Below are 14684 nucleotides of genomic sequence, written 5' to 3' on the forward strand. Positions count from 1 at the left end.
ATTTATTAAGTATAAAGACGTCTTGAAATATAAGCAAAAATATAGTTCAGGACGTCTTAAATTTTAAGGAGGATAAAAATGAAAAGGAAAAAAAGGATAATATCAGCAATACTAACCTTATCAATGCTATTATCTACTGGTAGAACTATATTTGCATTAGATAATAAAGTAAATGACAGCAAAGTTACAAATAATAATAAGTTGAGGTTATGGTATGATGCTCCAGCAGAGGATAGCTATAATGGTTGGGAGAAATGGTCATTACCTATAGGAAATGGACATATGGGGGCAAGTATATTTGGTGGAGTAGAGTATGAAAGAGTACAATTAAATGAAAAAACACTTTGGTCAGGTGGACCAAGTGAAAGTAGACCTAATTATAATGGGGGAAACATAGAATCTAATGCAACCGTTAAAGTTAATGGGGTAGATGTTCCAATAATGAAGGCCATTCAAGATGCATTTGCTAGAGGGGATATAGCTACAGCTAATAGTTTATGCAATAAATTAACAGGAGTTAGTGACGACGCAGGAACAAAAGGATATGGTTATTTTTTAAGTTACGGAAACATGTATTTAGATTTTAAAGATAATATAAAAGCTGACAATGTAAAAAATTATGTGAGAGATTTAGATTTATATACTGCAATTTCAAGCGTTAATTATGATTATAATAATGTTAACTACAGAAGGGAGTATTTTATGAGTTATCCTGATAACGTTATGGTTACAAAGCTCTCTGCTAGTGAAAAAGGAAAATTATCTTTAGATGTTAGAGTAGAGCCAGATAATACTAGAGGTGGAGGGCCTAATACAAATAATGGATATAGTAGGACATTTGATAAAACTGCAAAAGATGGATTAATCACTATTTCTGGTGAGTTAGATGATAATCAAATGAAGTTTAGCTCTCAGACTAAAGTGATAAATAGTGGTGGTACAATTACTGATTTAGCAGATGGAAAGGTAAATGTAAAAGATGCTGATGAAGTTATTATAATAACTTCAATAGGAACAGATTATAAAAATGACTATCCTAAATATAGAACAGGAGAATCTGATGAAGATCTAGATGCTAGAGTTAATAAAAATATTGTAGAGGCAAGCAAAAAGGGATATGATGCTCTTATAGAGTCGCACTTATCAGATTATCAAGGTATATTTTCAAGAGTAGATTTAGATTTAGGTCAAACACCATCAAGTATGACTACTGATAAATTATTGAAGAAATATAATGATGGCACTGCACCAGAAACTGAACAAAGAGATCTTGAGGTTATGTTATTCCAATACGGAAGATATTTATCAATAGCTTCCTCACGTGATGGATCATTACCATCTAATTTACAAGGAATATGGGCAGGGGGAAACAACTCTCCATGGCATTCAGATTATCATATGAATGTTAATCTTCAAATGAACTATTGGCCATCATACTCAACAAATATGGCGGAAACAGCTTTGCCATTAATTGATTATATAGAATCATTAAGAGAACCAGGTCGTGTTACAGCAGAAATTTATGCAAATATAAAGAGTACTGATGAAAATAAAGAAAATGGATTTATGGCTCATACACAAAATACGCCATTTGGATGGACCGCGCCAGGTTGGAGCTTTGACTGGGGGTGGTCTCCAGCAGCAGTACCTTGGATTTTACAAAATGTTTGGGAATACTATGAGTACACTGGCGATGTAGAATTTATGAAAACTAAAATTTATCCAATGTTAAAGGAAGAGGCTATTTTATATGAGCAAATGTTAATCGAAGATCCAGAAACAGGTAAATTAGTTTGTTCACCAGCATATTCTCCAGAACATGGACCAAGAACTAATGGGAATACTTATGAACAATCTTTAATTTGGCAAATGTACGAAGATGTTATAACAGCGGCTAAGTTAGTAGATGAAGATCCAGAGAAGATTGAAAAATGGGAAGATATACAAAGAAATTTAAAGGGTCCTATTGAAATTGGTGATAGTGGTCAAATAAAAGAATGGTATGAAGAAACAACATTAGGAAGTATGGGGCAAAAAGGACATAGACATATGTCTCATCTTTTAGGTTTATTCCCAGGGGATTTAATTTCTGTAGAAACTCCGGAGTTACTTCAAGCAGCTATTGTATCACTAAATGATCGTGGCGATCAAAGTACCGGTTGGGCAATGGGACAAAGAATTAATACATGGGCAAGGGTAGGAGATGGAAATCGTGCATACAGTTTAATTCGTACATTATTTAAGCGTGGTATTCTTACAAATCTTTGGGACACCCATGCACCATTCCAAATTGATGGAAACTTTGGTATGACTTCAGGAGTAGCTGAAATGCTTATGCAAAGTAATATGGGATATGTCAATTTTATGGCTGCTATGCCTGATAAATGGGTAGATGGTTCTGTATCTGGATTGGTTGCTAGAGGAAATTTTGAAGTTGGTATGGAATGGAAAGATAACCAAGCTACTAAGTTTTCTATAACTTCAAATAATGGTGGAGAATTTATTGGAAAATATGAAAATATAGGATTATCAATTGTTAAAGATTCTAAAGGAAATTTGATTAATTATAGAGCTTTAGAAAATGAAAAAATATCTTTTGATACAGTTAAAGGTGAAACTTATATAATAACTAATATTCCAACTTCAAAATTAGATGCACCAACTAAATTAAGTGCTTATAGAATAAGTGATGAAGTTATTGATCTAGAATGGAATGATGTAGAAGGAGAAAATGTAACTTATAATGTGTATCGTCAAATAGATAAGGGAGATTTAGTACTAGTTGGTAATAATATAGAAGGTACATTTTTAACAGATGAAAATGCTAAGGACATTTTAGGAACATTCAAATATAGTATTTCAGCAGTTATTGATGGAATTGAAACTAAGCTATCAGATGAAGTAGGTGTTAAAGATTTAAGAAACATGGCAGGATATATTGATGATCAAGACCCTCGTATAACTTATGTAGGGAATTGGGGAAACTGGTCTGAATCAGCTAATTATGCAGGTACAGTAAAGTTTTTAGAGAATCCAACTGGAAATGAAACAGCCGAATTAACTTTTGTAGGCACAGGAATAGAAGTGCTTGTAGTAACTAACGCAGATAGAGGTAAATATGAAGTGTTTATAGACGGTGCTAGCAAAGGCGAAGTAGATACTTATAGCCCATCTACAGAAAGAAAAAAGGTTATATATACTATTAATGATTTAAAAAAGGGAAAGCATACAATTAAGCTTAGGGCAACTGCAACAAAAAATCCTAATGCAAGTAGGGCTAAAGTAGAACTAGATGCATTTAAAGTTATAGATAATTCAGCAACAATTGTAACGGGGATTGATATATCCTCGGATTCAGGTATAAAAACATTAAGCAAAGCTAATAGCAGATTACAAATGTTGGCTAATGTTACGCCTATAGATGCATTTAATAAAGAAGTATCATGGAAGGTTACAGATAGTTTAGGAAATGCAACTAATCTTGCGGCTATTGATGAAAATGGATTGTTAACTATAAATTCAAAGAATGGAGTAGTTAAGGTTACTGTTATATCTAAAGAAAATGAAGAAATAAAAAATTCAATCGACGTTAAAATTGCTATACCAACATCAATAAGTGAAACTATTGTAGAAGATGCTGTAAACAACAATGGATGGACAAAAAATTCTCAGTTTATATGGACAGGCACTTGGTCAACATGGGCAGGAGAACCAACTAAACATCATGGTGTTACTAAGACTGAAACAGGGCTTGGAGCTGGGACAATAGGCAGTAGTATTGAGTACACATTTAATGGAACTGGAATAGATGTCTATGTTCACAAGCATACTAATTTTGCTAGTTTTGATATTTCTATTGATGGCGGAGAAAAAGCTAATTATTCTTTAGAAGGAAATGATGAAGGACAATCACTACTTGCATCATTTAAAAACTTACAAAATGGTGAGCATACTATTAAGCTAACTTCTAAAGAGCGTTCTGGTAAATATCAAGTAAATCTGGATTATTTTAAGGTCCTTTCACCTGAAGCAAACTCTCCACTAGATAAAAATGACTTGCAGACAAGTATTGAAAATAATAAAGATAAGGTAGAAAAAGATTATACAGAAGAAACATGGATATTATTTAAAGAAGCATATGTTAATGCGCTAAATATAATGAACAATGATAATTCAAATATTGAAGAAATTAAATCAGCGACCAAAGCATTAAATGACGCATCTTTAGATTTAGAAGAAAAACCTTTAACAACATCTCCAGATATAGTAGATGCAATAATTAAAGCTATTAGTGAATTGAAATCAAGTGAAAATAGTGGTAGTAATGGAGTAATAATAAACAGCCTATTATGCCAGCTGAAGCTTTGATTGTATCGAAGAGGGAATCAGTTTTTCATTATAATCACCAAGATTCTATGTCAATATATTATTTAACTTTTTAATTTTCTAATAGGGAAGTGTGAAATAAAATTATTAGGTATAGAATAGGAATTGTTAGCATAAGGGGATAGTGGATTCTTTAATTCCAATGAAGCAGATTTATGAGTTTTGAAAGAAAATAGTAGATGATTAGTTATATAAGTTTATTATAAAATTAATAATTAGAATATAAAAATAGTAGTTTATTTAATTTAATTGATAATACTATCTAAGATAAAGAGAGACGTTAATTTTACTTAGCATCTCTCTTAATATGTTATTGCATAGTATATTTTTGTTTTGTTTGTTGAATTTTTTGAGCATCTACTTGTTCTGTTTGATACCAGCCTTTAGCTTCCATTTTTTTATAAATTTCATGTTGTATTTTTAATGTTTCACATAATAAATCATCAAAGGTTTGATATACATTTTCAGTTGAAGATTCAATTGTTCCATGTAAATATAAATCAGCAGCACCTTTTGTGAGTAATAAAATATTTTCCATTAAATTTTTATCATCCATGCTACAACCCTCCTTTTATAATAATGAATATAATTTTCCAAACAATTCTTTATGCTTAGCTTCTAGTTGAGTTACTAGATTTTTTAACTCTGCATCTTGAATTTTTGATGCAGTTTCTTGGCACTTTGTTTGCATGAATTGTACATGTCCTAAGGCATCTTCAATATATAATAATTCTTTTGAAGTCATGATGTATCACCTCCAATTTTATTATTAGTAAAAGGATTTGAATATATTCTTAATAGTTTTTGTAATTTATATTGACATTTACTCATTAAGGGAATAATATAAATTAAAAGAAAAAATCGATGAAAAGAAGAGTAGATATTTAAAGAGTATCTTCAGCGAGTGAAGGATGGTGAGAGCTTCATGAGAAATTGATATCGAAAGACATCTTTGAGATGCTTACTTGAAATTAAGTAGAGTAAGACGTGTTCTAGCGTTAATAGATAGAGATAACTTTTTAATTATTTAATTAAGTTAAATTAGGATGGTACCGTGAACATAGCCTTCGCTCCTATATGGAGTGGAGGCTTTTTTTATTTAAGGTGGGCCCGCTTTAAATGTACTTCTTAAAGTTAAAGTTAATTTTATATTTATAAAGTTAAAAAAGGGTGGCACCGCGAAGTTTTATCGCCCCTTGAGCATACTTTGTTCAAGGGGCTATTTTTTTATCAATAACTAATTAAGATTAATAGGTTTAAACTATAAAAATAATTATAAAATAGTGAAAGGAAAGTAGATATGAAAAGAGTATTAATTAATGATATTCCTAATTTTATAGAAAAAGAAATTAAAATAGAAGGATGGTTATATAGAATAAGAAAGTTAAAATCAATAACTTTTTTGATAATAAGAGATAGATCTGGATTGGTACAATGTGTTATAGAAAATAATAAAATTGATTTAAACTCATTAAAACTTGAATCTGTAGTATCAATCATTGGAATAGCTAAAGATAGTAATAATTCGCTAAATCCATTTGAAATATTAGTTGAAAAATTTCAAATAATAAGTGAAGCACAGGAACTTCCAATAGAAATAAACAAAAAAGAGTTAGATCTAAATTTAGACACTATATTAAACAATAGAGCAATTAGTATAAGACATGAAAAAGTTAATTCTATATTTAAAATACAAAATATAATGGTTCAAAGCTTCAGAGAATTTTTAATAAATAGAGGATTTACAGAAATATTTACACCTAAAATAGTTGCTGAAGGAGCAGAAGGTGGAACAGAAGTGTTTAAATTAGAGTATTTTGAAAAAACTGCTTATCTTGCGCAAAGTCCTCAGTTTTATAAGCAAATGATGGTAGGAGCTGGATTTGAAAGGGTTTTTGAAGTTGCTCATGTATATAGAGCTGAGCAGCATAATACAAGTAGACATTTGAATGAATATATAAGCATGGATTTGGAAATGGGATTTATTGATGATGAGTTTGAAATAATGAACTTAGAGGAAGAATTAATAAAGTTTATATTAAAGACTGTAGAAGAAAAAGGAAGAAAATATTTAGAAATATTAAATGTTAATTTGCCTAAAATAGGAGATAGTATACCGAGAATTGAACTTAATGAGGCAATAGAAATATTAAAAAATGTATATGCTAAGAAAGATTTAAATGGAGATTTAGACCCAGAAGGAGAAAAACTAATATGTAAATATGCACAAGAAAAGTATGGATGTGACTTTATCTTTTTAACAAATTATCCAAGGAGTAAGAGACCGATGTATACAATGCCTTTTGAAGAAAATGGAACTAGAAGTTTTGATTTACTTTTTAAAGGTGTTGAAATAACAACAGGCGGACAGAGAATTAATGACTATAATATGTTAATGAAAAGTATAAAAAGCAAAGGATTAAATCCAAAAAATTATGAAAGCTATACAGATATATTTAAATATGGAATGCCAAAGCATGGAGGATTAGCAATAGGATTAGAAAGAATTACATCTCAATTATTAAATTTAGAAAATGTTAGAGAGGCATCGCTTATTCCTAGGGATAGAACTCGCATAATACCTTAATTAATAAATGAGTTAAAAATAAGGGACTACCTTTTAAGGTAGTCCTGATACTATTTTTCTTTACAAAAGTCTGTAAGATTAGTATTATCTTGTACATCCATTAAAGCTTCACCAAATCTTTGATAGTGTACAACTTCTCTTTCTCTTAGGAATCCTAATATTTTTTTTATTTCAGCATCATCTGTCAAGTTCATTAACCATTCATAAGTTGCTCTAGCTTTTTGTTCAGCTGCCATATTTTCATGCAAATCTGCAATTACATCACCTTTAGCTTGGATATAAGTAGCAGTCCAAGGATTTCCAGTAGCATCAGTGTAGAAAGTAGCTTTTCCATGATCAGCATAATGACCATCCATGCCAGCAGCTTTAATTTGCTCTATTGATGCATTTTCCATAATTTGATGAGCCATTGTAGCTATTATTTCTACGTGAGCCATCTCTTCTGTTCCTATGTCAGTTAATAGTGCTTTAGATTTATTTGTAGGCATTGAATATCTTTGATTTAAATATCTAAGAGCAGCACTAAGTTCTCCATCTGGGCCACCATATTGAGTTATAAGAACCTTAGCCATTTTTAAGTCTGTTGATTTTAAGTTTACAGGGTGTTCTAATGTTTTAACATAATACCACATTAATTTTTTCCTCCTTTCATGTTTTCCCAAGGCCATGGACTATTAACCCAAGCTTCAGGATTTTGGAAGTAAGAAGAACCAAAGTTGGTTAATGGACCATATTGTTTTTCATATTCCCAAATTGTCTTTTTTAGTTCACAAGATATTACTTCATAATCATGTTTTGCTTTTTCACAATCAGGAAAGTTATCTAAATATAAATTTAAATCCACAACAAAAAATTGTAATTTTTGTATTTTTTCTAGGTAGTCTTCACGTCTCATTATCTATGTCCTCCTTTAATATATTGAACATCACAATAAGGACTATATAAGTCTTTAAATATTGTTCCAGCAGCAAATGCATCCTCTATATTAAATAAATTTTCATATGGTTGAAGTGCAATAAATGCCTTAGCATATACAGGAGGATTAAAAACCTTATATGATTCACGACAGTTTTTACTTGTATCTGGACAAGATATATCACAATAAATCTTGCTAGGGTCTTTTACACAATCATTACATTTTTCACAATCATCATCTTTACGATAGTACATAAATTAACATCCTTTCATTTATCATCTATATTTATAAACTATGTAGAAAAAAGTAGAAATGTGATAAAAAATAAATAAAAAATAAAAAGGATTTAAAAATAGTTAAATATTTGTAGATATATTAGATGAAAAATAAAGATATTTAATAAATAATGTTGAATATTTTAGAAGTGTGTTCAAGTAAAATTAAGACCAAAATGAGAATTATATTAATTCGTAATGTGCCTAAGAAGAGTAAAGCTTTGAAAAAATATTAAAATTTTTTTTGATAATTTATATTATTGAAAAAATCATAATTATGAATGAATTTTATTATGACTCTTTTTATTGATTTTAAGGAATGATATGTTATCATCTTATATATAAAATAATTTACAAAAGTTATAAAAATAATATACAGAAGGTGATTAAATGAGAAATGTTGATTATTCAGGATTAACTGGCAAGATAATTACCAAAGAAAGTTTTGAATATGAAGAAAGTAGATTAGCTTGGAATAGAGCTATTGAAAAATATCCATTAGTAATTATATATTGCCATAATGATGAAGATGTTATTAATGCAATACTATGGGCTAGAAAGAATTCTATAGAAATAAGAGTAAGATCTGGAGCACATAGTTATGAAGGATATTCAACTGGTAATGATGTAGCTGTTATAGATATAAGTAAAATGGATGAAATTAATATAGATGAAAATAATGGTTTTGTAAAAATAGGAGGTGGAGTAAGAAATAGAGAAATATATGAATCGCTAGGAAGTAGGAATTATGCATTTCCAGGAGGGGGATGTCCAACTGTAGGTGTAGCAGGTCTAGTACTTGGTGGTGGCTGGGGATATTCAAGCAGATTTCTAGGGTTAGCATGTGATAGTTTACTTGAAGTTGAAATGATAAATTATGAAGGAAAAAAATTAATACTTAATGAACAATCAAATAGTGATTTATTCTGGGCTTGTAAAGGTAGTGGAGGATGTAATTTTGGGATTATAACTTCAATGACTATAAAGTTAAAAGAAAAAATTAAAATGGGCACGTTAATCAATATAAATTATCCTAATATTACTAATGAAGATAATATTAAAGTTATTGAGATTCTTCAAGAATTATATAAAAATTTAGATAGAAGAATGAATTTAAAAACTGCAATATATAATTCAGTTGAAAGAGGAAGAGGAGTTAAACTTACAGGATTATTTTATGGAAGTTCCAATGAAGCAAGAGAAATACTTAAACCTTTAGAAGATATAACAACTTCAATTGAGCTTAAAGTAGAGGATATGAGCATATTAGAATGTAATAGATGGATTCAAGATAGTCATCCTGATTATGAAAAGTATAAGTCAACAGGAAGGTTTGTATATAGAGACTATAATAATAACGAAATAAAAAAACTTATAGAAATAATAGATAATCCAACAGAAGGATCATATTATACTGCAATATCATTTTATGGAGCTGGAGGAGCAATTGCTGATGTAAATAAATTAGATACAGCATATTATTATAGGGATGCTAAGTTTATAATGGGAATTCAATCCGTTTGGGAAAAAGATGAATATGCAGATATAAATAAGGAATGGGTTAAGAGTAATTTTAGAGCAATAGAAAGGCTAACAGAAGGATCTTTTGTTAATTTTCCTTTAGATGAATTAGATAATTACGAAAAAGAATATTATGGAGAAAATATTAAAAGATTAAAAGAGATTAAAAAACAATATGATCCATATAATGTTTTTAATTATCCTCAAGTTATTAAAAGTGAAAAATAGAAATTTACTCAATTAGTTCTATAATTATTTATAGATTATACAAAGTAGGATAGGGGATTATTTATGAAAATTTATTATTTTTCTTCAACTGGGAATAGTTTATATGTCTCAAAGAAAATAAAAGAAGCATTAGATGAAAATGTAGAATTAATATCTATGACGAAAGCATTAAGAGATAATGATTTTATTTGTGATGATGATACAGTTGGGTTTATATATCCAATACATTCTGGTTCTTTACCTATAATAACTTTAGAATTATTAAGTAAATTAAAATTAAAGAAAAATTCCTATGTTTTTGCAGTAGGGGTATCTGGTGGAGGAGAAGCAAAAAGTAGCTTTGCCCATATAAATGAAATAATTAAAGATACGAATACTTTATCAAATTTTGTATGTATAAAATATATTTCTAACTATATAAGAGCAGGTAGAAATCCAAGTGAAAAAAGAGCTATTGAAGCAATTGAGAAAAATGAAAAAATTTTAGAAGATTTTATTAATGAAATTAAAGAAAGAAAAATTAAAAAATGCAATTATAAATTTGGATTAAATAAGATCCTTTATTCAATGTGGAAAAATGTGTATAAAAGTAAGGATAAAAATTTTAATGTTAATAGTGACTGTATTGGATGTGAAATTTGTAAGAAGGCATGTCCTGCAGATAATATTATAATGAAAAATAGTATTCCAACTTGGAAAGGTAATTGTACAGACTGTATGGCATGTATAAATTTATGCCCTAAAAAAGCTATAAATATAGGAAAAAGTACAGTAAAGAAAAATAGATATAAGAATCCATATATAGAAATAAATGAACTGATAAGTTAATTAAAGTAAAATATTATATATAGGTGTTGGAAAGTTTTCTAATAATTGAAATGTAGAATGTGAAATTTAAAATTTCTTTAGTTTTAATTGTACATTCTACATTTTTAATTGTGCTAACTCCATATTTATGTAAAGACAATAAGTTTAAAAAGTGATATAATTGAAAAGGATTATTAAATGAGGTGATAAAATGAGTAGTATAGCAGGTAAAGGCTGCGAGAGACTAATTCCTACTGAAGAAAAAAAGCCTTTAGAAGAAATAGAGCGTAGCCTTGTTAAAAAATATAGAAAACATATTTGGACTAAGTTTGTAAGAGCTGTCAAAGATTATAATCTTGTAGAAGAGGGAGATAAGATTGCAGTAGCTATTTCTGGTGGTAAAGATTCGCTACTTATGGCTAAGTGTTTCCAAGAGCTTAAAAAACATGGACAAATGAACTTTGAATTAGAATTTATAGCAATGGATCCAGGATATCATCCACAAATAAAAGAATTACTTATAGAGAATTGTAACCATCTTGGAATACCAGTACATATATATGAGGGAAAAGTTTTCGAAGTTATAGATAAGATGGCAAGAGATTATCCATGTTATCTTTGTGCAAGAATGAGAAGAGGATCTCTTTATAGTAAAGCAAGAGAACTTGGATGTAACAAGTTAGCACTAGGACATCATTACAATGATGTTATAGAAACTACATTATTAAATGTGCTTTATGCAGGTAATTTTAAAACTATGCTTCCTAAATTTAAGGCAGCTAATTTTGAAGATATGGAGCTTATAAGACCGCTTTATTATGTAGAAGAAGAGTATATAAAGAGATTTACTAATAATGCAGGAATTTGGCCATTAAATTGTGCATGTATGGTTGCAGCTGAGAAAATAGGAAATAAGAGATATGAGATAAAAGAATTAATAAAAGAGCTTAAGAAAAATTTTGATGGCGTTGAAAAATCAATATTTAAGGCAGCTGAAAATGTTAATTTAGACTCTATACTTGGTTGGGAAAAAGATGGTATAAAGACAAAGTATTTAGAAGTTTACGATGAAGAATAATTAAAGTTTTATAATAAAGATATTATGTAAGAAAGATTGTCTACATAATATCTTTATTTTTTTATGAAATAATAATTTATTAAATTGAATATAGAATAATTAAAAAATAGATAATGAATACTAATAATATAATGGAGGTGAAAGCTAATGGCTAAGAAACATCAAGAAGCAAGTTGGGAGAAGAATGGATATAAATCTCCAAAGAAAAGTGAAGCTTCTAAAGTACCAGAAGTTAAATAATTAATTAAATAAAGCTTGTATAAGGAGCTGTTGCAGAATGCTATTTAATTTAAGATGTAGAATGTAAAATTTAAAATTTCGGTGATATTTCGTACTGAAATATTTAAATTTATATTATTTTAAAAATACTTTCAGTAGTTTTTACCCTCATTCTACATTATAAATTCTGCATTTTTAATCGGGCAACAGCTCCTTAGCTTTTATAAAAAAATAGTTGAAACATATAAAAATAATATAATTAATTACGATAATAAAAAAGTAAATTATTATTCTATATTTATCTTAATAAATATACAAAAAGATGTATAATGTACTTTTTTTATTAAAAGATATATGGTATATTTTATTTAAGATTCCAAATATATAGAAATTGTATATATAAAAAGGAGAAATAGCATGGATAGAGAAAGCATTTTATCTATGGATCCTAATATTCTATTAAGTATGATAAATATGAAATTAAGAGATTTCTACTCTAATTTATCATCATTATGTGAAGACATAGGGGTAACAGAAGAAGAATTAAAAAACAAATTAAGTTCAATAGGATATAAATATGAAAGAGATCAAAATCAATTTAAATAATGGGTAGGAGGAACAATTTATGAAAATGAAAAGCTTGGGTAAGTTAGCGGTAGTTGTAGCTGCTGGAGCTGCTTTAGTTGCAACATTAATAAATGATAATAAAGAAAAATCAAAAGATGAAGCGAAAGTAGAAGAAAATAAATAAGTTTTAAATTATATAATAAATATAAAAATATACTTTGAGAAGGATTTAAATATATGATTAGGGAAAATAGTTATAACATGGATGTTGGTTCCCTTAACGATAAGACTTCGAATAATCTTAAAGATAGACAAAAAGAGTTTTTATTAAATTCAAAAGAATCTTTTATTAGGTCTATTAAAGGACTATTTATTTCTGTAAATAAAGAAGAAGATTTAATAATGCTTTATGGGAACAATAAAGAAATTACAGGATACAAAGATGATTTTAGTATAATAACTTTTGATGAGTGTAGAAGCTACTTTCGCCAAGATTATTTTGATATATTAATTGATGGTATAAAAAATAATTTAGAAGAAATTGAAGTTAGGATGACTAATATTTTAGGGGAAGATATATGGATTAGTGTTAAAGGCCAGTCAAGAAATAGTAATAAAGGCGAATTTTTAGGGTTTGAAGGATATGTTCATAATATAACAAGAGAAAAAGAGGCACATTTAAAGTTAGAGTATATTAGTTATTATGATGAATTAACTGGATTAAATAATAGAAAGCAATTCAAAAATATTATAGAGAAAGAACTTGAGAAGCACATTATTTCAGAATCTAGAGGAGCATTAATAATTATAGATATAGATAATTTTAAGTTTATAAATGACTCTTATGGGCATAAATGCGGAGATATATTTTTGGAGAATTTTTCAGAAGACTTAAAGAAAATATTTAATGATGATCAATTGTTATGTAGATTTGGTGGAGATGAATTCTTAATATTTATTTCATCTATAAGTTACTTAAATGAAATAAATGCTACGGTAAGAAAAATTATGGAAATATTAAAAAATCCATATGACATAAATGGTCATAAAATTTATTCTTCAACAAGTATAGGAGTATCAGTTTTCCCTGATGATGGTGAAAATTTTGAAGTGCTGCTTAAAAATGCTGATGCTGCAATGTATATAGCTAAAAGCAATGGTAAAAATCAATGGCAAATGTTTAATAATAACATATCAAGAGAGATAAATAGAATTTACTCAATTCAAAGAGGTCTTAGAACTGCATTAGATAATAATGAGATGTTTGTTGTGTTTCAGCCTAAAGTGAGGCTTACAGATGATGAAGTAAATGGATTTGAAGCATTACTTAGATGGAAAAGTGATGAAATAGGCTTTGTTAGTCCTGGAGAGTTTATTCCTGTAGCTGAAAATACACGGCTTATAATACCAATAGGAAAATTTGTATTAAGAGAAGTTTTTGCAAAGGTAAAATATCTATTATTAGAAGGCTATGATAACTTTAAAATAGCAGTTAATTTATCTGAAATACAATTACGAGATGGTGATTTATTAGAATACTTTAATTCTTTGATAGATGAGTTTAATGTCCCTCCTAAGTACATAGAAGTAGAAATAACTGAAAGTATGATAATGAAATCAGTAGATAAGAACATAGAGTGTTTATTACAAATAAAAGAATTAGGTGCTTCCATTGCTTTAGATGATTTTGGAACTGGATATTCTTCCTTGAATCATTTAACTAAGTTGCCAATAGATGTTTTAAAAATTGATAGAAGTTTTGTTATTGATATGTCTGAAAATGACAAAAGTAGGTACATAGTAGAAAATATTATTCAATTGTCACATAAACTTGGCATGACAGTTGTTGCTGAAGGTGTAGAAGAAAAAGAGCAAGTAGATTATTTAAGAAGTATAGAATGTGATACAGTACAAGGTTTTTATTATAGTAAACCTGAGCATTTTGAAAATATAATAAATATGCTAAGTAAATAAAGGATTACCTAGGTAATCCTTTAAGTTTTATTAAGAATATTTAATATTCAAAAAAAGTGAATAAATAAATATAAGTATATTGAAAAAAGATACTACTAAATATATAATTTGAAGATAAATAATATC

General features: G+C 28.4%; 13 protein-coding genes and 1 other annotated feature. Of the genes, 8 read left to right on the top strand and 5 right to left on the bottom strand.

All coding sequences use genetic code 11. The features are described from left to right. Positions 1–78: 78 nt before the first annotated feature. The gene (locus tag I2E83_RS07235; RefSeq protein WP_195429301.1) at positions 79–4368 is read left to right on the top strand and encodes a glycoside hydrolase N-terminal domain-containing protein; all 4290 of its coding nucleotides are present in this window, start codon (positions 79–81) and stop codon (positions 4366–4368) included. Positions 4369–4696: 328 nt separating this feature from the next. Here the strand turns inward: I2E83_RS07235 and I2E83_RS07240 are convergent, their stop codons facing one another. After that, complete coding sequence (locus tag I2E83_RS07240) at positions 4697–4942, bottom strand: spore coat protein (RefSeq protein WP_195264924.1); 246 nt, start codon at positions 4940–4942, stop codon at positions 4697–4699. 15 nt (positions 4943–4957) lie between these two features. Next, on the bottom strand, positions 4958–5131 hold the full coding sequence (locus I2E83_RS07245; RefSeq protein WP_195264922.1) for a hypothetical protein: 174 nt from the start codon (positions 5129–5131) through the stop codon (positions 4958–4960). A gap of 110 nt (positions 5132–5241) precedes the next feature. Then, positions 5242–5464, top strand: a binding site (T-box leader). A 222-nt stretch (positions 5465–5686) separates the two neighbouring features. Between I2E83_RS07245 and aspS the strand changes: the two genes are divergently transcribed. After that, positions 5687–6973: an aspartate--tRNA(Asn) ligase gene (gene aspS, locus I2E83_RS07250; RefSeq protein ID WP_195429302.1), complete on the top strand. Its 1287-nt coding sequence runs from the start codon at positions 5687–5689 to the stop codon at positions 6971–6973. Between the two features lie 50 nt (positions 6974–7023). On the opposite strand, the gene I2E83_RS07255 is transcribed toward aspS, so the two are convergent. Genes I2E83_RS07255 through I2E83_RS07265 form a run of 3 tightly spaced genes read right to left on the bottom strand, consistent with a single transcriptional unit; the run spans position 7024 to position 8143 of the window. Then, positions 7024–7605, bottom strand: a complete 582-nt coding sequence (locus I2E83_RS07255) for a manganese catalase family protein (RefSeq protein WP_195264918.1) — start codon at positions 7603–7605, stop codon at positions 7024–7026. Continuing rightward, a complete protein-coding gene (locus I2E83_RS07260; RefSeq protein WP_195264916.1) occupies positions 7605–7868 on the bottom strand; it encodes a spore coat protein CotJB in 264 nt (87 codons plus the stop codon). Before I2E83_RS07260 ends, I2E83_RS07255 begins: the two co-directional genes overlap by 1 nt. Further along, complete coding sequence (locus tag I2E83_RS07265; RefSeq protein WP_195264914.1) at positions 7868–8143, bottom strand: spore coat associated protein CotJA; 276 nt, start codon at positions 8141–8143, stop codon at positions 7868–7870. The genes I2E83_RS07260 and I2E83_RS07265 overlap by 1 nt, the downstream gene beginning before the upstream one ends. A 411-nt stretch (positions 8144–8554) precedes the next feature. Here I2E83_RS07265 and I2E83_RS07270 point away from each other — a divergent pair, with 411 nt between their 5' ends. The 6 genes from I2E83_RS07270 (at position 8555) to I2E83_RS07290 (ending at position 14558) form a co-directional block, all read left to right on the top strand. After that, the gene (locus I2E83_RS07270) at positions 8555–9913 is read left to right on the top strand and encodes an FAD-binding oxidoreductase (protein ID WP_195429303.1); all 1359 of its coding nucleotides are present in this window, start codon (positions 8555–8557) and stop codon (positions 9911–9913) included. Between the two features lie 63 nt (positions 9914–9976). Next, positions 9977–10741, top strand: a complete 765-nt coding sequence (locus I2E83_RS07275) for an EFR1 family ferrodoxin (RefSeq protein WP_195429305.1) — start codon at positions 9977–9979, stop codon at positions 10739–10741. A 190-nt stretch (positions 10742–10931) separates the two neighbouring features. Beyond that, entirely contained in the window at positions 10932–11798 is an 867-nt protein-coding gene (locus I2E83_RS07280; RefSeq protein ID WP_195429307.1) for an ATP-binding protein, read from the top strand. 636 nt (positions 11799–12434) lie between these two features. After that, a complete protein-coding gene (locus I2E83_RS07285; protein ID WP_195264906.1) occupies positions 12435–12623 on the top strand; it encodes a DUF4250 domain-containing protein in 189 nt (62 codons plus the stop codon). 19 nt (positions 12624–12642) lie between these two features. After that, positions 12643–12768, top strand: a complete 126-nt coding sequence (locus I2E83_RS18160; protein ID WP_257443197.1) for a hypothetical protein — start codon at positions 12643–12645, stop codon at positions 12766–12768. 53 nt (positions 12769–12821) lie between these two features. Continuing rightward, on the top strand, positions 12822–14558 hold the full coding sequence (locus I2E83_RS07290) for an EAL domain-containing protein (protein WP_195429309.1): 1737 nt from the start codon (positions 12822–12824) through the stop codon (positions 14556–14558). Positions 14559–14684: the final 126 nt, after the last annotated feature.

Source organism: Clostridium sp. D46t1_190503_E9 (genome assembly GCF_015555225.1).
In the GTDB taxonomy this organism is placed as follows: Bacteria; Bacillota; Clostridia; order Clostridiales; family Clostridiaceae; genus Clostridium.